Genomic DNA, 21,795 nt, shown 5'->3' with positions numbered 1-21,795 from the left:
TGCTTAGAATATCTGGTCCGAAGCTCGGTGTCCGGCTACAGTAAGCTCTTTGTCGAAAGGCTTTGTGCATGACTTTTTTGCGCCCTACCCTGCTGACGCTGGCTTGCCTGCTGGCCTCTCCGGGCTTCGCTGACGACCTGCCGTCACTTGGCGACGCCAGTTCTGCCATTGTCTCGCCACAACAAGAATTCCAACTGGGCCGTGCCTGGCTGGCCTATCTACGAGGCCAGGTGTCGCAGCTCAATGACCCACAACTCAAGGATTACGTCGAAACCAGCGTGTACAAGCTGGTGGAAACCAGTCAGGTCAATGATCGACGCCTGGAATTTATCCTGATCAACAGCCCGCAGCTCAACGCTTTTGCGGCACCTGGCGGGATCGTTGGGGTCAACGGTGGCCTCTTCCTCAATGCCCAGACCGAGGGGGAATACGCGTCAGTACTGGCCCACGAGCTGGCTCACTTATCCCAGCGCCACTTCGCCCGCGGCGTGGAAGCGCAGTCACGCATGCAGATCCCAATGATGGCTGCCCTGCTGGGTGGCATCATCGCCGCCGCAGCAGGGGCTGGCGATGCCGGGATTGCCGCCATTGCCGGCTCGCAGGCCGCAGCCATCCAAGAACAACGCCGGTTTTCCCGACAGAACGAACAAGAGGCCGACCGTATCGGTATCCTCAACCTGGAGAAAGCTGGCTACGACCCGCGCTCCATGCCAACCATGTTCGAACGCCTGATGCGTCAATACCGTTTCGACGCCAAGCCACCGGAATTCTTGTTGACTCACCCGGTGACCGAGTCTCGAATCGCGGATACCCGCAACCGCGCCGAACAAGCCAAACCCGGCGGTAAGGAAGACAGCGTGCGCTATCAGCTGATTCGCGCACGGGTGCAGTTGCAATACGAGGACACACCCGGCTTGGCAGCCAAGCGCTTCCAGGCGCAACTGGACGAAAACCCGAAAAACGACGTGGCTCGCTATGGCCTGGCCATCGCACAGATCAAGGGCACCCAATACAAGGACGCCCGGGAGAACCTGCAACCCTTGCTGGCCAAGGCGCCCAACGACATCACCTACAACTTGGCGCAGATTGAACTGGACATCAACAACAACCGCCTGCCCGATGCCCAGCAACGCACGGACCGAATGCTTACCCAATATCCTGGCAACTACCCGTTGAATCAGGTCCGCGTAGACCTGCTGCTCAAACAGAACCGCACTGCAGATGCAGAGAAGGCGCTGGATGGGCTGCTCAAGTCCCGCCCGGATGATCCGGACGTGTGGTACCAGGTCGCCGAGACACGCGGCCTGTCCGGCAACATCATCGGCCTGCATCAAGCCCGTGCCGAGTATTTTGCATTGGTAGGTGACTTCAAGCAGGCGATCCAGCAGTTGGACTTTGCCAAGCGCCGCGCCGGAAACAACTTCCCACTGTCTTCGCGTATCGACGCTCGCCAGCGTGAGTTGATCGAACAGGAACGCCTGGTGAAAGGGATGATGAGCTGACCCCATCGCCCACAAAAAAGCCCCGCCTTCGCTAACCGAAGACGGGGCTTTTTATTAAGCTAGCGGATTACTCGGCCAGCTTGAAGGTGATGAAGCTGGCACGCCCCTGACGCAGCACGCGCATTGAGACCGAGCGGTTCTTCGGCAACGCCTTGGCGATATCGGTGAACTCCTTGGTGGAGTTGATCGCTTCGTTGTTCAGATGGGTGATCACGTCACCCGGCTGCAAGCCGATCAAGGCCGCCGGGCCGTCCTGGACTTCCTTGATCACAACACCGCTCTTGAGGTCGAAGCTTTTCTTCTGCTCATCGGTCAGCTCAACCACGGCAATGCCCAGGCGGTTGCTACTGCGTTCGGCACCTGGCTTGGCATTGCCCAGAGCATCCAGGGTCGCCCCCTCTTCAGGGATTGCACCTACGGTGAGCTCGACGGTCTGGCGCTTGCCTGCACGGATCACTTCCAGCTTGGCTTTGCTGCCAGCCTTGAGAGCCCCCACCAGATGTGGCAAGTCGGCCGACATGATGATTGGCTGGCCGTTCATGCTCAAGATCACATCGCCCACTTGCAGGCCACCCTTGGCGGCGGGGCCATCATCCTGAATTTGCGCGACCAGGGCGCCGGCCGGCTTGTCGAGGCCGAAGGACTCAGCCAGGTCTTTGTTCACTTCCTGGATCACCACGCCCAACCAGCCACGACTGACCTTACCGCCGCTCTTCAACTGATTGGAAACATCCATGGCCACGTCGATAGGGATCGCGAAAGACACGCCCATGAAACCACCGGAACGGGTGTAGATCTGCGAGTTGATCCCGACCACTTCGCCCGCCAGGTTGAACAGCGGGCCACCGGAGTTGCCTGGGTTGATCGGCACGTCGGTCTGAATGAAGGGGACGTAGTTCTCGTTGGGCAGGCTACGGCCAATGGCGCTGACGATACCTTGGGTGACCGTATGGTCAAAACCGAACGGCGAACCGATCGCCACGACCCATTGGCCAGCTTTCAGGTCCTGGGATTTACCCAACTTGAGAACCGGCAAATCTTTGCCGTCGATCTTCAGCAAGGCCACGTCGGAACGTGGGTCGGTGCCAATCAGCTTGGCTTTGAGTTCACTGCGATCAGCCAGGCGCACAAGGATCTCATCGGCGTCGGCAATCACGTGGTTGTTGGTGAGGATATAGCCGTCAGGCGAAATGATGAAACCTGAACCCAGGGACTGCGCCTCGCGCTGACCGCCGCCGCCACCGCGCGGCGCACGTTGTTGTGGCATGCCACGCTCGAAGAACTCACGCAACATGGGCGGCAAGCCTTCCAGGTCTGGCATCTGCTGGTTCGATACTTTGCGATCCGGCAGTTTCTGCGTGGTACTGATGTTCACCACGGCAGGCGAGGCCTGCTCCACCAACTGGGTGAAGTCAGGCAGCTCGGCCGCTTGCGCGGACACGGCCTGACCCAGCACCAGCACCGTGGCGACTATGGATAAGTAAGACTTCAAACGTGGTATCGACATACAGCTCCCGTTACGACGAGCAGGGTTGAGCGACAGGGTTCAATAAACGCCGAAAACTGCGACCGACATCTTTGATCCGCGAACAAAGCGAGGCCAGAACCGACAAGCCCTGACCTATAAAAAACATGGGGGATTTTTGCAAGTGAAAATACTGATCCAGAAATTTCATGCTCTCAGCACCCAACCAAGCTTGGGCTCAGATTGAAAGGCCAGGATGAACATAAGATTAACAAATCACGGCTTCGCAGCGGTCTTTTCACCGCGCACCGACAGCGCGATACGCTCGGCGGTGCCGATGGGAATTTCACCGACTACGGTCACCATGACTTCGCCGTCCACTGTATTCAGGCGACGAGATACGGCAACGGTCGGGCCGAGCTGAGTGCGGGTTTCATTCACGCTCGCACCGTCGGTCGACTCAAGGAACACAGAAAAACGCGCAAGCCCATCGTCATACATCAGGCTGTCGACTGTCGTTTTAGTTTGGGTATCTTTGCGCGAAATGCTACTGGTCAACTGGAAACCCGGCGGCAGCCAATCCAGATGCCATGCCTGGGTGGCGGGAACCACAGGCGCCTTACTGTTCGAAACAGCGACGGGCGAGCACTCGCTACTGGGTTGCAAGTCGTGATCGGTGGGTGTTCCCGTGCTCAGCCGAGTGAACTGAAAACGCTCTAACAACTGCCCCTGATCATTGAGCAGCAGAGACTTGAGCGGCAGCGCAGTTTCACGATCCACATGCAACTCAAAGCCATACCGGTATTGATCACGAGGAGTGATCGACACGATGACCGCATTACGCCCGGCCACACGCGATTTGCCAATGATGGCCAGCTCGTAGAATTGGGTGAGTTTTTGCGGATCAAGCGCACGCGAGGGCGCCTCAGGTGAATTGCCGAGACCGGCAACCAAAGTACCACTGACGCATTGCGTCCGGCCATCTACCCGTACGACTTCCTGGGCAGAACCATCGAGCTGCAGGAGCCGCTCCCGGACCTGACCCTCTTGGACACGGTGCCAGATGTCATGGGTAGAAAAACTGCCGTTACGCTCGTAAACGAACGTACCTTCAAAGCTTTGCTGCTGCTCGGCACGCCCAAGTCGGGTCAGCCAGTCTTGGGCTTCATCGGCATGGGCGGATAGTGCAAACCAACCACCGAGCAAAAGCGTAAGGAGCGGTATGGCGCGCATAGGGCTCCTTAGAGGTTCAACGGTTTTCCAGGCTTGCAGCGCGAGCGTATGGCAGAGCGCTTTCAGTGCCTTTCAAGGCCGATTCCTGAGCATGTTGGCGCAGGTAACCTGGAAGACGTTGGTCCTGCCAACCGGATTGCCCTTGAAGTACACCGTTAGCCATAGGGCCGGTGGTATCGGAGCTTTCCTTATAGCCTGCCAGTACAGCCGGGCCTTTGACTTGCGGACCGGCCATGACCGGTTGCTGAGCCTGTTGGGCCAGTTCGGCACCGGCAATTTCGTCCTGGTTGTACAGACGAACACCGGCCAGTACGGCAACGGTCACCGAAGCAGCCACCGCCAGACGACCCAGGCTACGCCATGGACCACGAGCAGCTTTTGCCGGAACGGCTTCATCGGCCAGCGCAGCAGAAACGGCCGCAGCAATATCCAGACGAGGGATTAGAAGATCCTTGTGCATCACCGCCCGAGCGACTTGGTAACGAGACCAGGTATCACGGGTTTGGGCATCATCAAATGCGTTGAGCACTCGACGAAGTTCCAGTTCATCCGCTTCGTTATCCATCACTGCGGACAGCGATTCCTGCAGGGCATCACGACTCATGGCGGTTCCTCTCTTGGCTGTCGCCGCTGTCTTTAGTTTTCCTGCAACAACGGTTGCAGGGCTTTATCGATGGCTTCCCGGGCCCGGAAAATCCGTGACCTTACAGTCCCCACCGGACATTGCATGACACTCGCAATGTCTTCGTAACTCAGACCATCGAATTCACGTAAAGTTAACGCGGTACGCAAATCTTCTGGCAGTTGCTGAATTGTGCGATGAACGGTGCCTTCGATCTCGTCGCGCAGCAATGCACGCTCCGGCGACTCGAGATCTTTGAGGCCGTGATCACCATCATAAAATTCAGCATCTTCTGAACTGACATCACTGTCTGGTGGGCGGCGACCGCGAGACACCAGATAGTTTTTTGCCGTGTTAATGGCGATGCGATACAGCCACGTGTAGAACGCACTGTCACCGCGAAAATTGCCCAGTGCACGGTACGCCTTGATAAAGGCTTCCTGTGCAACGTCCTGCGCTTCATGGGTGTCGTGCACAAACCGCACGATCAACCCGAGAATTTTGTGCTGGTATTTCAGCACTAGCAGATCAAATGCTCGCTTATCGCCGCGTTGTACGCGCTCGACCAGCTGCTGATCCTCTTCCTGGGTTAGCATGAACACTCCTCGTTGTACTTGAAGGAGGCTTGCATAACTAAACGATCAGGCTTGCAAACATAGACTCGGGCTTTTCGCAAAAGTTCTCCCCCTCCAAGCAAGTTTCCGGTGCGCACTGATTTGGCACACACGAAAAGCGCAGCCCGGGCGTTGCCGGCTGCGCGAATAATCTTGTCGCCGGTTTCCTGACGCGTCCAATGCTCCCGACGGGCCAATAAACTCAACGTTTTCCCAGCTTTCGGGCAACCTGCTATTGAGTCGGGGCTTATGCAAAAAGTTCCCGCTTCGCTAATTGGCCGCTTTAACCAAAGCTGTGCACCATAATCTCACAATGCCACGAATGCCTGGCTATTGTGCCGCTCCCCCCCTCTATATACTAGTGGCCCGTGTGACCCTTTGATTCGCCGATCCAGGCGTCCTGTTTGCGCCACCCCTTTGGATCGCTTTTTGCGGAATCCTTCAAATGAGCCAACAGTTTCAACACGATGTTCTGGTGATTGGTAGTGGTGCGGCCGGCTTGAGCCTTGCGCTGACGCTTCCCAGCCACCTGCGTATTGCGGTACTGAGCAAAGGCGACCTGGCCAACGGCTCGACATTCTGGGCCCAGGGCGGTGTAGCGGCGGTGCTGGACGACACCGACACGGTGCAATCCCACGTCGAGGACACCCTCAACGCCGGCGGCGGCCTGTGCAATGAAGAGGCGGTGCGTTTTACCGTCGAGCACAGCCGAGAGGCGATCCAATGGTTGATCGACCAAGGTGTGCCCTTCACCCGCGATGAACATGCAGGCAACGATGATGGCGGTTTTGAGTTCCACCTGACCCGCGAAGGCGGCCACAGCCACCGGCGCATCATCCACGCTGCCGACGCCACCGGGGCGGCCATTTTCAAGACCCTGCTCGACCAGGCCCGCCAACGCCCCAACATCGAGTTGCTGGAGCAACGTGTCGCTGTCGACTTGATCACCGAAAAACGCCTGGGCCTCGAGGGCGAACGTTGCCTCGGCGCCTATGTACTCAACCGCGCCAGCGGCGAAGTGGATACCTACGGCGCGCGCTTCACCATTCTCGCTTCGGGCGGTGCAGCCAAGGTCTACCTCTATACCAGCAACCCCGACGGAGCCTGCGGCGACGGGATTGCCATGGCTTGGCGCTCAGGCTGCCGAGTGGCCAACCTGGAATTCAACCAGTTCCACCCGACCTGCCTGTATCACCCGCAAGCCAAGAGCTTCCTGATCACTGAGGCCCTGCGCGGTGAAGGCGCACACCTGAAACTGCCGAATGGCGAGCGTTTCATGCAGCGCTTCGACCCACGCGCCGAGCTGGCGCCACGGGACATCGTCGCCCGCGCCATCGACCATGAAATGAAACGGCTGGGTATCGACTGCGTATACCTGGACATCAGCCACAAACCCGAAGCGTTCATCAAGACGCACTTCCCGACGGTCTATGAACGCTGCCTGACCTTCAATATCGACATCACCCAAGGCCCGATCCCAGTGGTGCCGGCTGCGCACTACACCTGTGGCGGCGTGATGGTCGACCAGCATGGCCGCACCGACGTGCCCGGCCTCTATGCCATCGGCGAAACCAGCTTCACCGGACTGCACGGCGCCAACCGCATGGCCAGCAACTCGCTGCTCGAATGCTTTGTCTATGCACGCTCGGCGGCGGCGGACATCCTCGAGCAACTGCCCCACATCCCCGTGCCGGCTGCCCTGCCCCGTTGGGATGCCAGCCAGGTGACCGATTCGGACGAAGACGTGATCATCGCCCACAACTGGGACGAACTGCGCCGCTTCATGTGGGACTATGTAGGCATCGTGCGCACCAACAAACGCCTGCAACGCGCTCAACACCGCGTGCGGTTGCTGCTGGATGAGATCGACGAGTTCTATAGCAACTACAAGGTCAGTCGTGACCTGATCGAATTGCGCAACCTGGCACAGGTGGCGGAACTGATGATCCGCTCAGCCATGGAACGCAAGGAAAGCCGTGGCCTGCATTACACCCTCGACTACCCGCAGATGCTGCCCGAGGCCCGCGACACTATTCTGGTGCCAACCACCTACGGCGGCTGAACTTCAGACGTACCCGCAGGCGCCGATGCACATCGGCGACCTGCGAATCCGCTGGTACACAGATCGAGCGCGCCCACCGCTCACCCTGCACCCGATAACGCAGCACCACGATCAACGGCAAGGCCAGGCTGTCGGGTCGCAGCTGCACGCGATGCCAGCCGCGCGCGTCGCTCCACACTTGCCAGCCGTCCTCGTCGCGGCACAGGCCACGAATCGACGAACGGTGAGTCAGCAGGATATGACGCGGTAAAACCCACACGGCATGCGCCAGACACAACAACATGCCCAGGCTTGAATAAGGTAAATCGAGAGCCAGCAAACTGCCCAGTGCGAACAACTGGGCGAAAAGATACGCCACCAGCAACAGCCGTGAGGCCTGCCAGCGGCATTCAAAGCGATTACTTGGGCTGGACACGATCCAGAATCATCCGAACCATGCGCTGCAGCTCCGGATCTTCAGATTCAGCGCGCTCCATGAACCAGCCAAACATGTCCTGGTCTTCGCAAGTCAGCAACCTGACGTAGAGGTCGCGGTCCACCTGATTGAGTGTCGCGTACACCTCTTTGGTGAAAGGCACCAGCAACACATCCAGCTCCAGCATGCCACGACGGCTGTGCCAGTAGAGGCGATTGATTTCTACAGCTTCGACCATGGAGCCCTCCTCAAATAGAGCGCAAGTATACAGGCCCGGCGGCACTGGAACAGTCGGCTTTGGTCGCCCTATACGGAAACTATCCATTTGCCGGGCGCCCCTCTATGATGCACCTATGACTTTTTGACCTGCGAAGACCCATGGCTGACTCTGCTTTTTTCTGCCCCCTGCCCCACGAAGGCGTTCTCGCCGTCCGCGGCTCCGACGCTGCCAAGTTCCTGCAGGGCCAACTGACCTGCAACCTCAATTACCTGAGTGAGACCCAGGCCAGCCTGGGCGCGCGCTGCACGCAAAAAGGGCGCATGCAGTCCAGCTTTCGGATCCTGCTGCAAGGTGACGGCGTGCTGTTGGCGATGGCCACCGAACTGCTCGAACCGCAACTGGCGGACCTGAAGAAATACGCCGTGTTCTCCAAATCCAAACTCACCGACGAAAGTGGCGCCTGGGCACGCTTCGGCCTGGCGAACGCGGACCAGGCCCTGGCCGCGCTGGGCCTGGCGTTGCCGGCCGAGACCGACAGCGTCGTGCGCACCGGTGCATTGATCGCCGTCCGCGTATCCCCCGACCGCGCCGAACTCTGGGTTCCCAGCGAGCAATCCGAAGCCGTGCGCAGCCAACTGGCCGCGCATCTGCAACAAGCGGGCTTGAACGAATGGCTGCTCGGGCAGATCCGCGCCGGTATCGGCCAAGTAATGCCCCAGACCCGCGAGCTGTTCATCCCGCAGATGCTCAACCTGCAAGCCGTGGGTGGCGTCAGCTTCAAGAAAGGTTGCTACACCGGCCAGGAAATCGTGGCGCGCATGCAGTACCTGGGCAAACTCAAGCGTCGCCTGTATCGCCTGAGCCTGCAGGCGTCCGAACTGCCCGAACCCGGCACTGCGCTGTTCTCTCCCAGCCACAACAGCTCGATCGGCGAAGTCGTCATCGCGGCAAAAGCTGACCATTCGATTGAACTTCTGGCCGTGCTGCAAGCCGAAGCTGCCGACAGTGGCGACGTGCATTTAGGCACCCTGGAAGGCCCCAGCCTACAACTGCTCGACCTGCCTTACCCACTGGATCGCGATAAAGAGATCCAGCGTTAATCGCCGTACCTTTTTGCAACACCCTAGAGAGCATGAATGAACAAGCTGGCGGAAAAAGTCCAACAGGCTTTGGTGATGGCCATCGACAACGATGACCTGGTTCTGCCGACATTACCGGAGGTGGCCCTGAAAATTCGTCAGGCCGCCGAAGACCCGGATATCAGCATCCACCACTTGAGTAAAGTTATCGGGCGCGACACCGCGCTGTCGGCGCGCCTGATAAAAGTGGTCAACAGCCCGCTGTTACGGGCGAGCCAGGAAGTCACCGACCTGCACACCGCCATTACGCGGCTCGGCACCAACTACAGCAGCAACCTGGCCATCGGCCTGGTGATGGAGCAAATCTTTCACGCTCGCTCCGAAGTCGTCGAGCTGAAGATGCGCGAAGTGTGGCGTCGCAGCCTGGAAGTGGCGGGCGTCAGCTACGCCTTGTGCCGCAGCCACAGCCAGCTCAAGCCGGACCAGGCAGCCCTGGGTGGCCTGGTGCACCAGATCGGCGTGCTGCCGATCCTCACCTATGCCGAAGACCATTACGAATTGTTGTCCGACCCCGTCAGCCTCAACCATGTGATCGACAGCATCCACCCGCTACTGGGCGACAAGCTGCTGCGCGTCTGGGACTTCCCGGAGATGCTGGCCAGCCTGCCAGGCCAATACCTGGACCTGACACGCGACTCTGCCAGCCTGGACTACATCGACCTGGTGCAAATTGCCGTGCTGTATTGCCACCGAGGCACCGACCACCCCCTGGCGAACGTGTCGATACCCACCTTGCCGGCCATCAAGAAATTACGCATAGACCCCTACAGCGAAGCCATGCGCACGGAATTGGATGAAGCGCGCTCGATGTTTTACTGATCAACCCGCGATAAAACTCACGCGCACTTTCAACCCGGCCAACTCGCCGTCATGCAGGCTGATCTGCGCCAGATGTGCGCGGCAGATCTCCCCGACAATCGCCAGCCCCAGGCCAGACCCCATGCCCTGCTGGTTGCGTCGATAAAAACGCTCAAACACCCGGTCCCGCTCATCCAGCGGGATTCCCGGGCCGTCATCTTCGACTTCCAGCACCGCCGGCGCCGTCACCCGCAGGATCACATTGCCGCCGGAGGGTGTGTGCGCCAATGCGTTATCGACCAGGTTGCTGAGCAGTTCATTGAGTAGCGTCGGTTCGCCGCGCAGCCACACCGGCTCATCCGCCTCCAGCGCCAAGGCCACACCCCGCGCATGGGCCAAGGGGGCCATGGCCATGCCCAATTCACGGGCCAACTGGCTGAGGTCGAGTCGCTGCGCGCCCCCTTCGGCAATGGCCCGGGCGCCGTTTTCGATACGGGCCAGGGACAGCAACTGATTGGCCAGATGGGTCAGGCGATCAGTACCCTGGGCGGCGGTTTCCAAGGTGCTGCGCCAAGTGGCCGGGTCTTCGGCACGCAGGCCCAATTCCAGCCGGGCCTTGAGCGCCGCCAGCGGGGTGCGCAGTTCATGGGAGGCGTCGGCAATAAACTGCGCCTGACGTTCGAACTGCCCGCGCAGGCGTTCGGTGAAGTGATTGAGGGAACGTACCAACGGGCCGAATTCGTGCTGCACCTCTACCAGCGGCAGCGGCCGCAGATCATCGGGCTGGCGCTCTTCGACCGCTGTGCGCAGGCGCTCCAACGGGCGCAGTGCCGCGCTCACGGCGAACCACACCAGCAACAACGCACCGACGGCGAGCATGCCCAGGCGCAGCAAGGTGTCGGCCATCAGGCTGCGGGCCATGGCGACGCGGGCTTCGTCGGTTTCCGCAACACGGATTTCCGCCATGCCATTCATGTTCGGCTCGGAGACGGCCTTGAGCAAGCTCACCACCCGCACAGGCTGCCCCTGGTACTTGGCATCGTAGAAGCGTGCCAACGCCGGGTAATCGTCAGTGCGCGGTGTACCGGGAGGCGGGCCGGGAAGGTTTTCGTAACCGGAAATGAGCTTCTGGTCGATGTCATTGACCTGGTAATAAATACGCCCGGCGCTGTCGTAGGCAAAGGTATCCAGGGCGACGTATGGCACATTGGCGCTGAGGGTGCCGTCCACTTGGGTCAGCCCTGCGGCAATGGTGCGCGCCGAAGCCAGCAGCGTGCGGTCGTAGGCCGTGTCGGCCGCTTCGCGACCATTCCAGTAGGCGCTCATGCCACTGGCAAGCATCAGCAACACCAGCAGCAGCGCCAGGTTCCACAGCAGGCGCCAGCGCAGGCTGCTGGGCTTATGCATCGCGGGCTTCCAGCAAGTAACCGAGGCCGCGGAAGGTCACAATGGCAATGGGCTGGCCGTCGAGTTTCTTGCGCAGGCGGTGCACGTAAATCTCAATGGCGTCCGGGCTGGCTTCTTCGTCGAGACCAAATACCTGGGAAGCCAACTGCTCCTTGCTCATCACGCGCCCAGGCCGCGCAATCAAAGCCTCGAGCACCGCTTGCTCGCGAGAGGTCAATGTCAGCAATTCACCACCGACCGTGAAACGCCGAGTGTCGAGGTCGTACACCAGCACGCCACACGCCTGCTGGCGTTCTCCGCCCAAGACGCTGCGCCGCAGCAGCGCCTTGACCCGCGCTTCCAGCTCCGTCAGTTCAAACGGCTTGGCGAGGTAGTCGTCGGCGCCCAGGTTCAGACCGTGTACGCGGTCTTTCACATCACTGCGCGCAGTCAGCATCAATACCGGCAGATTTTTCCCACGTGCCCGCAAGCGTGCCAGCACCTCAAAACCATCCATGCGCGGCAGGCCCACGTCGAGGATCACCGCCGCGTATTCCTCACTGCCCAAGGCCAGGTCCGCGGCCACCCCATCGTGCAGCACGTCGACGGTCAAGCCCGTGCTCTTGAGCGCTTGGGCGACGCTTTCGGCGAGTTGCAAATGGTCTTCAACCAGGAGGACACGCATGGATTTTCACCTCTTTCGGGCATGGTCGACGCCACACGTTGGCGGGCAGTTTACAGGCGCCACCTGGCCTGTGAAGCCCGAAAACATTGAAAGGCAACTGAAAGGTTAATGAAAGCTTCGCCCTTTAGCATCCAGCAACGGTGGTCTATGCCCGCCGAGCGACCTGATGGTTGCGCCCGAAAAACGCCTCGAAGCGTTTTCGCCAAAATAAGAACAATAACGGAGTACACAACGATGCTGTCGACACAGCCCCAGGCTTGCCCGCCTGTCCGTTTTTCCCGCCTTGCCCAGACCGCCCTAGCCAGTGCCACCGCCCTTGCCGGCTTTGCGCCGCTTAGCCAGGCCGCCTTCTTCGAAGACAGCAGCGGTACCCTGGAAACCCGCAATATGTACTTCAATCGCGACTTTCGCGATGGCACCAGCGCACAGCAATCCAAGCGCGATGAATGGGCCCAGGGTTTCATGCTCAACCTGCAATCGGGCTACACCGAAGGGACTGTCGGTTTTGGCGTGGATGCGCTGGGCATGCTCGGGGTCAAGCTCGACTCCAGCCCTGACCGCACCGGCACCGGTTTGCTGCCCACCGACGATGGTCGGGCCGTGGACGAGTACTCCAAACTCGGCGTGACGGGCAAAGTGAAGGTCTCCGCCACGGAGTTCAAGATCGGCACGCTGATCCCCGAGCTGCCGATCCTCAAGCCCAATGACGGCCGCATCCTGCCGCAGACCTTCAACGGTGGCCTGCTGACGTCGAAAGAGTTCAAGAACCTGGTCTTTACCGGTGGCCGCCTGGATAAAGCCAAAGACCGCGACTCCACCGACTACGAAGACATCGCCCTCAATAACAAGAACGGCCGTTTCGTCAGTGGCGCCACCGGCAAGCACTTCAACTTCGGTGGCGTGGACTACAAATTCACCGACAAGATCACCGGCAGCTACCACTTCGCTCAACTCGATGACGTGTACCGCCAGCACTTCCTCGGCCTGGTTGCTTCACGCCCGCTCGGCCCCGGCACCTTCGGCGCCGACCTGCGCCTGGCCATCAGTGATGACACCGGCAGTGCCCGCGGCGGCAAGATCGACAACAAATCCCTCAACGGCCTGTTCAGCTATGCCCTCAATGGCCATAAGCTCAGCGCCGGCTACCAGCACATGTCCGGTGACAGCGCCTTTCCCTACGTGGATGGCAGCGATCCGTACCTGGTCAACTTCGTGCAGATCAACGACTTTGCCGGCGCCGAAGAACGCTCCTGGCAGGCGCGCTACGACTACGACTTCGCCAAGCTTGGGATCCCGGGCCTGAGCTTCATGAGCCGTTACCTGTCGGGTGACAACATCAAACTCAAGAACGGCGAGACCGGCAAGGAGTGGGAGCGCAACAGCGAGATCCGCTACGTGGTGCAAAGCGGCACGTTCAAGGATGTGGCGGTGCGCCTGCGTAACGCGACCTATCGCTCCAACTATTCAGCCCGCGATGCGGATGAAGTGCGCTTGCTGGTGAGTTACAGCGTCGCCCTGTGGTAACCAGCCCTTATAACAACAAAGACGGAGATAGCCATGACCCTTTCACTGCGTAAATTTGCCCTCGCCGCCGGCTGCATGCTGTTCGCCGGCCAACTGCTGGCCGCGGATGAACCCAAGCGCCCGGAATGCATCGCCCCGGCCTCCCCCGGTGGTGGTTTTGACCTGACCTGCAAGCTGGCGCAAAGCGCGCTGGTCAACGAGAAGCTGTTGAGCAAGCCGATGCGCGTGACCTACATGCCAGGTGGCGTGGGTGCGGTGGCCTACAACGCCGTGGTGGCCCAGCGCCCGGCGGACGCCGGCACGTTGGTGGCCTGGTCCAGCGGTTCACTGTTGAACCTGGCCCAAGGCAAGTTCGGCCGCTTCGATGAGAGCGCCGTGCGTTGGCTGGCAGCAGTGGGTACCAGCTACGGTGCCATCGCGGTAAAAAGTGATTCGCCCTACAAGACCCTCGACGACCTGGTTAAAGCCCTGAAGAAGGATCCGGGCAGTGTGGTGATCGGCTCCGGCGGCACCGTCGGCAGCCAGGACTGGATGCAAACGGCCCTGATCGCCAAGGCCGCCGGAATCAACCCGCGAGAGCTGCGTTATGTAGCCCTCGAAGGCGGCGGCGAAATTGCCACCGCCCTGCTCGGTGGCCACATCCAGGTAGGCAGCACCGATATCTCCGACTCCATGCCGCACATTCTCAGCGGCGACATGCGCCTGCTGGCGGTGTTCGCCGAGGAGCGTCTGGACGAGCCGGAAATGAAGAATATTCCGACGGCCAAAGAGCAAGGCTACGACATCGTCTGGCCAGTGGTACGCGGCTTCTACCTCGGGCCGAAAGTCAGCGACGCCGACTACGCCTGGTGGAAAGACGCGTTCGACAAACTGCTGGCCTCCGAAGACTTCGCCAAGCTGCGTGACCAGCGCGAGCTGTTCCCGTTCGCCATGACCGGTCCGGAACTGGACACCTACGTGAAGAAACAGGTGGCTGACTACAAAGTGCTGGCCAAAGAGTTCGGCCTGATCCAGTAATCGCCCGTCTTTTGTGTAATGCCCCTGTAGGAGTGAGCTTGCTCGCGAAGAACGCAAGTACACCGTGTGCATCCAGGATGGCCGGCGTCATCGTTGACGTTTTTCGCGAGCAAGCTCGCTCCTACAAGAGGGGCCTTGGAGTTTTCTATGCTCTTACAACGCATTTTCGCTGCTGCGCTGTTACTGGCCTGCGCCGGCCTGGCGCTGATGGCCTGGCCGTACCAGGCGTCGTTTTCCTACGAGCCGGTCGGACCTCGCGCCTACCCACTGCTGATGCTCGGGCTGATGAGCCTGGCGTTGCTCTACATGCTGTTTCGCCCACAACCGACCCAGCACAGCGATGAAGAACCGCCGCTGGACCGCCAGACCCTGATCAAGATCGGCATTTGCGTGGTCTTGCTGCTGATCTTCGCCGGCACGTTCGAATCCCTGGGTTTCATTCTCAGCAGCATGCTGATCGGCATCCCGATGGCACGGCTGTATGGCGGCCGCTGGTTGCCCGGTGCGGTGATCATCACCTTGATGAGCGTCGGCCTTTATCTGCTGTTCGATAAAGCCATGGACGTACCGCTGCCCCTCGGCCTGCTCGACGTTCTGGAGAACTGATATGGATACTTTTGGCTATTTGGGTCAGGGCTTCGGCGTTGCACTGAGCCCGTACAACCTGGTGACCGCGCTGTGCGGCACCCTGATCGGCACCGTGGTCGGCCTGTTGCCGGGCTTGGGCCCGATCAACGGCGTGGCATTGCTGATTCCCATCGCGTTCGCCCTGGGCCTGCCGCCCGAGTCGGCCTTGATCCTGCTCGCGGCCGTGTACCTGGGCTGCGAATACGGCGGCCGGATCAGTTCGATCCTGCTGAACATCCCGGGTGAAGCGTCCACCGTGATGACCACCCTCGACGGCTACCCGATGGCGCGCAAGGGCCTGGCCGGTGTGGCGCTGTCGTTGTCGGCGTGGAGTTCGTTCATCGGTGCGTTTATCGCCACCTGCGGCATGGTGCTGTTTGCCCCGCTGCTGGCCAAATGGGCGATTGCCTTCGGCCCTGCGGAGTATTTCGTACTGATGGTGTTCGCGATCGTTTGCCTGGGCGGCATGGCCGGTGACAAACCGCTGAAGACCTTTGTCGCGGCACTGATCGGCCTGTTCCTCTCCGCCGTCGGTATCGACGCCAACAGCGGTGTGTACCGCTTTACCGGTGACAACATTCACCTGACCGACGGCATTCAGTTTGTGGTGCTGGTGCTGGGTTTGTTCTCCATCAGCGAGATCCTGTTGCTGCTGGAAAAAACCCACCGCGGCCAGGAAGCGGTCAAGGCCACCGGACGGATGATGTTCAACCTGAAGGAGGCGGGCGCGGTCTTCGTGGTGAACATTCGTTGCGGCCTGCTCGGTTTCATCATGGGGGTCCTGCCGGGTGCCGGTGCCACCTTGGCATCGGCCGTTGCCTACATGACCGAGAAACGCATGGCCGGTGCCAGCGGCACATTCGGCCAGGGCGACATGCGCGGCCTGGCGGCGCCGGAAACGGCTATCGGCGCTTCCGCCTGCGGCGCACTGGTGCCGATGCTGACCCTGGGCGTACCGGGTTCGGGCACCACGGCCGTGATGATCGGCGCACTGTCGCTGTACAACATCACCCCGGGCCCACTGCTGTTCCAACAGCAACCCGACATCGTCTGGGGCCTGATCGCGTCGTTGTTCATCGCCAACATCATGCTGGTGATCCTCAACATTCCGATGATCCGCATCTTCACCCGCATCCTCGCAGTGCCGAACTGGGCGCTGGTGCCAGTGATCGCCATCATCACGGCAATTGGTGTGTACGCGGTTCACGCCACCACCTTCGACCTGTTCCTGATGATCGGCATCGGCATCTTCGGCTACATCCTGCGCAAGCTGGATTTCCCGCTGTCGCCGGTGCTGCTGGGCTTTATCCTCGGTGGCTTGATGGAGCAGAACCTGCGCCGCGCGCTGTCGATTTCCAATGGTGCGCTGGAGATCCTGTGGTCGAGCCCGATCACCTTTGGCGTCTGGGTGTTGACCGCGCTGATGCTGCTGTTGCCGCTGGTGCGTATCTACCGCAGACGCGCCCTGCAGCGTCGTGCCGTGGCCGATGCTTAAACAATGGTGGGCAACACCGCTGGTCGGTCTGGCCGGCGGTTACCTGGCCAGCCTGGTGGGCTGGCCGTTGCCCTACATGGTCGGCTCGTTGCTGGCGATCATCCTGGTGCGTTGCCTCACGCCGTGGCAACTGGCGGAGATTCCCGGCGGGCGCAAATGCGGCCAATGGGTAGTGGGCATCGGCATCGGCCTGCACTTCACCCCCGTGGTGATTGAGCAGGTGATGAGCCACTTCGGCCTGATCTTCTTCGGCGCCTTGGTCACCAGCCTGTCCAGCGTGGTCGGCGTGTGGTTGATGCGCCGCAGTGGTGAAGACCGTGCCACGGCGTTTTTCTCCAGCATGCCCGGCGGCTCCGGAGAGATGGTCAACCTCGGCGCCCGCAATGGCGCGGTGCTCAGTCGCGTGGCGGCAGGGCAGAGTTTGCGCGTGCTGGTGGTCGTGTTGTGTGTACCGGCGATCTTCAAGTATTTGCTGGGTGGCGGCGCACCGCAGTTTCATCCTGCCCCGGTCGACTGGGCCTGGCTGGCCCTGCTGTTCCCGATAGGTGCGTTGGTCGCCTGGGGCTGGCAGCGTTTGCACCAACCTAATCCTTGGCTGTTCGGGCCATTGCTGGTAAGTGCCATCGCCAGCGTGACCTGGGACTTGCACATCGGCCTGCCCGACGGTGGCAGCCAGATTGGCCAATGGTTGATCGGCAGCGGTTTGGGCTGCCACTTCAATCGGCAGTTCTTTCGTCGGGCCCCGGCGTTTATGGGGCGTACCTTGATCGGCACAGCCTTGACCATGGCCCTGGCCACGTTGGCAGCGGTAGGGTTAAGTGCATTGACCCAACTGGATCTGCGCTCACTGACACTGGGCATGATGCCTGGCGGCATTGCCGAGATGAGCCTGACGGCGCAGACGCTGCAATTGTCAGTGCCGTTGGTGACGGCGATGCAGGTGATGCGCTTGTTGTTTGTGTTGTTTCTGGCGGAGCCGTTATTCAGGCATTGGAATCGGCAGTCCTGATCTTGCTTTGGCTTGGGTCGCCCCAGGCCCCTACCATTCGTCGCCACTGTCAATTCTCACAGCTATCCATCTCCCTGATCACAGCGTTGAATCAACCGAGCGATGCTCAGCCCAACCAGTTCGGGCACGCCCCTCAACGGCTCTGACAGGACCTTCTTCATGACTATCGACCAGGATACCCAGCACCCCGATCGCTCACCCATTTCCGTTCAGCCCGCCTCTTTGCGCCCTGAAGGCTTCACCATTGCCCAACCCGACGACGCCATCTTGACGTCACAGTCCTTTCGCAATACTCCCTTCGCGGACCTGCCTCTGTACCTGCCTACTCTGAGCAATCCGGTCGTCGGCTTCGATGGTGGCTTTAACCGGGCGGCGCTGGAGGTCAGTGACAAAGGCGTAACCTGTATCCTGCCGTCTTATCTTGAGCAGGCTGGCAGTGACTTCATCGAGCTGAAGTTGAACGGTGTTCGCGTTGACTTTCATACCGTCACCGATGAGGAGGCCCGCCTGGGCCTGCAAATTGTCCTGCATGTGGACAGCGGACGCTTTATCCGTGAGGCCGGCAACACGCTGCAGGCCTTTGTGACCCGCTTCGGTGGAGGCAGCGGCCAAACCAGACTCTTCAATATCAAGGTTGATATCGAGATCCCAGGTGGTCGTAACCCAGTAGCCAGTACCACGCAAAACGAGAACCTGCCCAAGCCCGTATTTCCTCAGGATGTAATCGACTTCGGCGTCACACCGGAAAACTCCACAAACCCCATCCCCGTATCCATCGGCTATTACCCGGTGAACACAAACCTGCCCAAGGTCAATCATCGCAAGGTGCGTGATGAAATTCGTCTGAGCCTCGGGGGGGCCGTTGTCAAACACTCCGTGACTGAATTCGAGGCGACGGGCGAAGCGCCGATCATCATCAACATCAACACCGGTAAGTGGGATGAGGTCGGTGACGGCGTGCACGTGTGCGATTACGACGTGAGGGACGAGGTCGGCAACCACTCCCAAGGATTTTCCCCACCTCAAGTCATCGAGGTACGGCGCAACACTGGTGCAGAACCGCTTTTACCGGCCGCTTACATCTACGAATCCGTCGAGCGGCCAGGCGAAAACGATCTGCTCGACGCTGATAAACTTAAAGGCGGCGATGCAACCATCGTGGTTGAAGTGAACCGCTTGGGCTATGAAGCCCACGACATACAACGCTTGAAAATCTCCGGACGCACTGCAGACGGCCAGCTGATTACCCACTCTTACGACCACCCTATTGACTCCACCATTCGCGCCCAGCGCATCCACTGGCCCTACGCCGATATCGTGCCGTTGATCGATGGGCGTATCCAATTGACCTATCAACGGCTTCGCCTCAACGCATTACCCCGCAACTCCTTCGCCAGGTTGGTGGATATCACCGGTACGCCCGTCGAGGCCGGCCTGGCGCCACCTATCGTGGTGGAGGCCGTAGGTGGAAACCTGCCCGCAGCCACCGACCCAGTGACGGTGATCATCAGAGCCCTTACCGGCTACCCTGCCAACGCCCGCGTTTTGCTGGTGCTCAACGGCACCTACGCCAATGGTCGGTCCTACTATGCGGAGTACCCGGCCCGCGCTGGCCTGGTCGATATCTACCTAGAACTGCCCAACGGGCCCAATGGCGAAATCGCCCAGTTGGAAGGCGGCTCGCTCTCGCTGCATTACACCGTCAACGGCGGGCCACCGTCACGTCGGCTGAACCTTAACGTGGGAGGGCTGCGAGCCGTTCTGCCACCGCCCATCACCCGCGAAGCAGTGCCACCGGACTATGTGTTCGACCCGGACAAGAACCGCGGCAACCTGAATGTTACGGTCAAGGCTCACCCCGCCTTCACCTTGGGCGCCACGGTGTACCTGCACGCCGAAGGCAGTGCCCCTGGCGGCAGCGCGCCCCCGATGGAGTTCGAGATCGACGAAAACTGGCTCGATGCCGACCTGCCCTTCGTGGTAGCTCGGCTCTACGTCACCGCCAACCTCAATGGCACCCAACGCTTGTACTACACCGTGGTAAAATCGGGGCAACGTGACATGCTTTCCGAGGCCCTGACGATCCGCGTCGGCGTGGCCCTCAATCTGCCCGTGCCCGAGGTGCTCGAAAGCACGTCGATCACGCCAACCCTGAGCCGCCTGAACCCTGTGCATGTGCTGCCACCGCGTGCGGAAGTAGTGACCGTGCGCGTACGTTACAGCCCGATGCTGGCAAGCGATGACATCAAGGCGTATATCATCGGCAAACCGGGGCTCGGTACACCGGATATCGCCATCAAACCCGGCATCCCCGCCCCCGGTGAAGACTACGTCGAATTCACCGTAGCCAACCCATTCGTGGGTGCCAACATGGGGCAAAGTTGCCGGGTGTTCTACGAGGTGATCCGCGATCACAAAACTGAACCATCCAAGGAACTGACCCTTGATATCCAGGCGCTGCCGGAGCAGGACTTGGACTTGGTGAGCGTGCCCCAGGCCGAGGCCAATAGTGGGGTGATTGACGTCACCAAGGCACATGATGTTCGGATTGATGCCTGGCCGTTTTTGCGCTACGACCCTGAGAACCCGCAATCGGTGTGGATTGATGCCGAGGGCACGGCGAATGAAGTGCTGCGCAACGGCACCCCACTGACGTCCGAAGAGTTTGCCGCCAAGCGCATCCTGACGCCGATTCCGGCCAGTTACCTGAGAAGACTCAACGACGGCAGCCCGGTGGACTTCCAGTCGTATGTGTCGCTGGATGGCGGCGGGCGGGCGACAGCGCAACCGTTGGTGCCTGCACGTTACAGAGTCAGGAAGCAGCCGGGTGTTGTAGACAGCATCAACGTAGGCGGCGGCCCGGATCGCATCGTCATTAATGCAGAGGGGACCGTGGCTTATGTTGCCAACTACAATAGCGCCACGGTATCCGTGATTGATCTGACGACGTTCAGCCTTTCGGATACGATTATTATGCCTGCTAACACTTACACAAATGGATTGGCGCTTCATCCGGATGGGTCACGACTGTATGTCAGTGGATACTACTCTGGCGAAATTCAAGTAATCGATACCAGCGACAATACAATCAGCAACAAGATTACGGGCGTTAACGTTTATGGATATGGCGCCTTAACTTTTAACTTGGACGGTTCACGCCTTTACTATGGGGCTTACTATCAATCCCGACTTCACGTTATTGACACATCGAACGACACTCTAATTTACACAGGCGTTGCCTATTACCCAGTAGACTTGGCGCTGGCGCCACAGGGCACACGCCTTTACTGCGCAGGGTTGGGTGCGATGGGTATTATCGACACCGCTACCAATACTCAGCTGTCGACACTTGGAGGCTTCAGTTATGCCTGGCGACTGGCATACAGCCCTTATGCGCAAAAAATCTATATGACAGATCAAAGTGCGGCCAACGTGAAAATCGTCGACACACGCACCAACTTAATCAGCAAGTCCATACCCAACCTAACCGCTGCATTCGGTATAGCCTTTCATCCCACACGCCGGCTGGCTTATGTAACGATGAGCAGCGCCAACTCAGTGGCAATCATTGATATCGACAAAGAGGAGGTCATCAGAACCCTGACGGGGTTCGTCAATCCCAAAAGCATCGCTATTGCCCCCGATGGGTCATATGCGTTGGTCAGTAACTTCACTGCCAACACGGTGTTCATCCTTCAACTTTGACACCCCGGAACGCCTTTAACCCGTAACGCAAACAGGTTTATCCAGTCGATAAACCTGTTTGCGCTTTATTTGCTACTTATCAGCGCTTATTCGCATTTTCACTGCTTGCAGCCAGCCCGGCAGCGGAGTCACCCACAGCGACCGCATCGACTTGCAGGAAAGCGCGAATATATCTGCTCGACGCAAGTTTGGGGGCAACCGTTCAGGCAGCCCTCAGTGGGCCATACCATTCGTCGGCACTGTCAATTCTCACAGCTAGTCATTCGTCCTCCACCTT

18 protein-coding genes are annotated in these 21,795 nt (G+C 59.8%); 10 read left to right on the top strand and 8 right to left on the bottom strand.

All coding sequences use genetic code 11. The features are described from left to right. The first annotated feature begins 68 nt into the window (after window positions 1-68). Window positions 69-1,502: a M48 family metalloprotease gene (locus tag M5B43_RS08275; RefSeq protein ID WP_248749630.1), complete on the top strand. Its 1,434-nt coding sequence runs from the start codon at window positions 69-71 to the stop codon at window positions 1,500-1,502. A 67-nt stretch (window positions 1,503-1,569) separates the two neighbouring features. On the opposite strand, the gene M5B43_RS08270 is transcribed toward M5B43_RS08275, so the two are convergent. The 4 genes from M5B43_RS08270 to rpoE all read right to left on the bottom strand — a co-directional run bounded on the left by M5B43_RS08270 (window position 1,570) and on the right by rpoE (window position 5,418). Further along, window positions 1,570-3,009, bottom strand: a complete 1,440-nt coding sequence (locus M5B43_RS08270) for a DegQ family serine endoprotease (protein ID WP_248749629.1) — start codon at window positions 3,007-3,009, stop codon at window positions 1,570-1,572. A gap of 234 nt (window positions 3,010-3,243) precedes the next feature. Next, on the bottom strand, window positions 3,244-4,200 hold the full coding sequence (locus M5B43_RS08265) for a MucB/RseB C-terminal domain-containing protein (protein WP_248749628.1): 957 nt from the start codon (window positions 4,198-4,200) through the stop codon (window positions 3,244-3,246). 16 nt (window positions 4,201-4,216) lie between these two features. Continuing rightward, the gene (locus M5B43_RS08260; protein ID WP_248749627.1) at window positions 4,217-4,804 is read right to left on the bottom strand and encodes an RseA family anti-sigma factor; all 588 of its coding nucleotides are present in this window, start codon (window positions 4,802-4,804) and stop codon (window positions 4,217-4,219) included. A 32-nt stretch (window positions 4,805-4,836) separates the two neighbouring features. Then, window positions 4,837-5,418 (bottom strand): RNA polymerase sigma factor RpoE, encoded by a 582-nt coding sequence (gene rpoE / locus M5B43_RS08255; RefSeq protein ID WP_003172477.1) that lies wholly within the window; start codon window positions 5,416-5,418, stop codon window positions 4,837-4,839. Between the two features lie 463 nt (window positions 5,419-5,881). Between rpoE and nadB the strand changes: the two genes are divergently transcribed. Beyond that, window positions 5,882-7,498: an L-aspartate oxidase gene (gene nadB / locus M5B43_RS08250; RefSeq protein WP_248749626.1), complete on the top strand. Its 1,617-nt coding sequence runs from the start codon at window positions 5,882-5,884 to the stop codon at window positions 7,496-7,498. On the opposite strand, the gene M5B43_RS08245 is transcribed toward nadB, so the two are convergent. Both M5B43_RS08245 and M5B43_RS08240 read right to left on the bottom strand, forming a co-directional pair. Next, the gene (locus tag M5B43_RS08245) at window positions 7,467-7,913 is read right to left on the bottom strand and encodes a protein YgfX (RefSeq protein WP_248749625.1); all 447 of its coding nucleotides are present in this window, start codon (window positions 7,911-7,913) and stop codon (window positions 7,467-7,469) included. The two genes, nadB and M5B43_RS08245, sit on opposite strands and share 32 nt — an antisense overlap. After that, window positions 7,897-8,151: a succinate dehydrogenase assembly factor 2 gene (locus M5B43_RS08240; protein WP_065949260.1), complete on the bottom strand. Its 255-nt coding sequence runs from the start codon at window positions 8,149-8,151 to the stop codon at window positions 7,897-7,899. Before M5B43_RS08240 ends, M5B43_RS08245 begins: the two co-directional genes overlap by 17 nt. A gap of 140 nt (window positions 8,152-8,291) precedes the next feature. Here M5B43_RS08240 and M5B43_RS08235 point away from each other — a divergent pair, with 140 nt between their 5' ends. Both M5B43_RS08235 and M5B43_RS08230 read left to right on the top strand, forming a co-directional pair. After that, entirely contained in the window at window positions 8,292-9,233 is a 942-nt protein-coding gene (locus tag M5B43_RS08235; RefSeq protein ID WP_248749624.1) for a folate-binding protein YgfZ, read from the top strand. A 36-nt stretch (window positions 9,234-9,269) separates the two neighbouring features. After that, window positions 9,270-10,091, top strand: a complete 822-nt coding sequence (locus M5B43_RS08230) for an HDOD domain-containing protein (protein WP_248749623.1) — start codon at window positions 9,270-9,272, stop codon at window positions 10,089-10,091. On the opposite strand, the gene M5B43_RS08225 is transcribed toward M5B43_RS08230, so the two are convergent. Together M5B43_RS08225 and M5B43_RS08220 are read right to left on the bottom strand one after the other, a co-directional pair. Then, a complete protein-coding gene (locus M5B43_RS08225; RefSeq protein WP_248749622.1) occupies window positions 10,092-11,477 on the bottom strand; it encodes a sensor histidine kinase in 1,386 nt (461 codons plus the stop codon). Continuing rightward, window positions 11,470-12,141, bottom strand: coding sequence for a response regulator (locus tag M5B43_RS08220; protein WP_248749621.1), 672 nt, complete (start codon window positions 12,139-12,141; stop codon window positions 11,470-11,472). The genes M5B43_RS08225 and M5B43_RS08220 overlap by 8 nt, the downstream gene beginning before the upstream one ends. A 234-nt stretch (window positions 12,142-12,375) precedes the next feature. Between M5B43_RS08220 and M5B43_RS08215 the strand changes: the two genes are divergently transcribed. The 6 genes from M5B43_RS08215 to M5B43_RS08190 all read left to right on the top strand — a co-directional run bounded on the left by M5B43_RS08215 (window position 12,376) and on the right by M5B43_RS08190 (window position 21,518). Then, entirely contained in the window at window positions 12,376-13,665 is a 1,290-nt protein-coding gene (locus tag M5B43_RS08215; protein ID WP_248749620.1) for an OprD family porin, read from the top strand. Window positions 13,666-13,692: 27 nt separating this feature from the next. Continuing rightward, a complete protein-coding gene (locus M5B43_RS08210; RefSeq protein ID WP_248749678.1) occupies window positions 13,693-14,682 on the top strand; it encodes a tripartite tricarboxylate transporter substrate binding protein in 990 nt (329 codons plus the stop codon). Window positions 14,683-14,829: 147 nt separating this feature from the next. Further along, window positions 14,830-15,288 (top strand): tripartite tricarboxylate transporter TctB family protein, encoded by a 459-nt coding sequence (locus tag M5B43_RS08205; RefSeq protein ID WP_248749619.1) that lies wholly within the window; start codon window positions 14,830-14,832, stop codon window positions 15,286-15,288. Between the two features lies 1 nt (window position 15,289). Then, complete coding sequence (locus tag M5B43_RS08200) at window positions 15,290-16,804, top strand: tripartite tricarboxylate transporter permease (protein WP_248749618.1); 1,515 nt, start codon at window positions 15,290-15,292, stop codon at window positions 16,802-16,804. Beyond that, the gene (locus M5B43_RS08195) at window positions 16,797-17,813 is read left to right on the top strand and encodes an AbrB family transcriptional regulator (RefSeq protein ID WP_248749617.1); all 1,017 of its coding nucleotides are present in this window, start codon (window positions 16,797-16,799) and stop codon (window positions 17,811-17,813) included. Before M5B43_RS08200 ends, M5B43_RS08195 begins: the two co-directional genes overlap by 8 nt. Before the next feature lie 159 nt (window positions 17,814-17,972). Beyond that, on the top strand, window positions 17,973-21,518 hold the full coding sequence (locus tag M5B43_RS08190) for a YncE family protein (RefSeq protein ID WP_248749616.1): 3,546 nt from the start codon (window positions 17,973-17,975) through the stop codon (window positions 21,516-21,518). The last annotated feature ends 277 nt before the right edge of the window (window positions 21,519-21,795 follow it).

This window comes from Pseudomonas sp. MWU15-20650 (assembly GCF_023242475.1).
Taxonomy (GTDB): Bacteria; Pseudomonadota; Gammaproteobacteria; order Pseudomonadales; family Pseudomonadaceae; genus Aquipseudomonas.
Note: the sequence above shows the minus strand (reverse complement) of the source record. Positions and strands in the feature narration are given on the sequence as shown.

Bases quoted from the DNA above. Each gene is read 5' to 3' on its own strand.
- M5B43_RS08235 (WP_248749624.1), top strand. From the start codon at position 8,292: ATGGCTGACTCTGCTTTTTTCTGCCCCCTGCCCCACGAAGGCGTTCTC.
- M5B43_RS08275 (WP_248749630.1), top strand. From the start codon at position 69: ATGACTTTTTTGCGCCCTACCCTGCTGACGCTGGCTTGCCTGCTGGCC.
- nadB (WP_248749626.1), top strand. From the start codon at position 5,882: ATGAGCCAACAGTTTCAACACGATGTTCTGGTGATTGGTAGTGGTGCG.
- rpoE (WP_003172477.1), bottom strand. From the start codon at position 5,418: ATGCTAACCCAGGAAGAGGATCAGCAGCTGGTCGAGCGCGTACAACGC.
- M5B43_RS08190 (WP_248749616.1), top strand. From the start codon at position 17,973: ATGACTATCGACCAGGATACCCAGCACCCCGATCGCTCACCCATTTCC.
- M5B43_RS08200 (WP_248749618.1), top strand. From the start codon at position 15,290: ATGGATACTTTTGGCTATTTGGGTCAGGGCTTCGGCGTTGCACTGAGC.
- M5B43_RS08195 (WP_248749617.1), top strand. From the start codon at position 16,797: ATGCTTAAACAATGGTGGGCAACACCGCTGGTCGGTCTGGCCGGCGGT.
- M5B43_RS08220 (WP_248749621.1), bottom strand. From the start codon at position 12,141: ATGCGTGTCCTCCTGGTTGAAGACCATTTGCAACTCGCCGAAAGCGTC.
- M5B43_RS08225 (WP_248749622.1), bottom strand. From the start codon at position 11,477: ATGCATAAGCCCAGCAGCCTGCGCTGGCGCCTGCTGTGGAACCTGGCG.
- M5B43_RS08215 (WP_248749620.1), top strand. From the start codon at position 12,376: ATGCTGTCGACACAGCCCCAGGCTTGCCCGCCTGTCCGTTTTTCCCGC.
- M5B43_RS08205 (WP_248749619.1), top strand. From the start codon at position 14,830: ATGCTCTTACAACGCATTTTCGCTGCTGCGCTGTTACTGGCCTGCGCC.
- M5B43_RS08270 (WP_248749629.1), bottom strand. From the start codon at position 3,009: ATGTCGATACCACGTTTGAAGTCTTACTTATCCATAGTCGCCACGGTG.
- M5B43_RS08240 (WP_065949260.1), bottom strand. From the start codon at position 8,151: ATGGTCGAAGCTGTAGAAATCAATCGCCTCTACTGGCACAGCCGTCGT.
- M5B43_RS08230 (WP_248749623.1), top strand. From the start codon at position 9,270: ATGAACAAGCTGGCGGAAAAAGTCCAACAGGCTTTGGTGATGGCCATC.
- M5B43_RS08260 (WP_248749627.1), bottom strand. From the start codon at position 4,804: ATGAGTCGTGATGCCCTGCAGGAATCGCTGTCCGCAGTGATGGATAAC.
- M5B43_RS08265 (WP_248749628.1), bottom strand. From the start codon at position 4,200: ATGCGCGCCATACCGCTCCTTACGCTTTTGCTCGGTGGTTGGTTTGCA.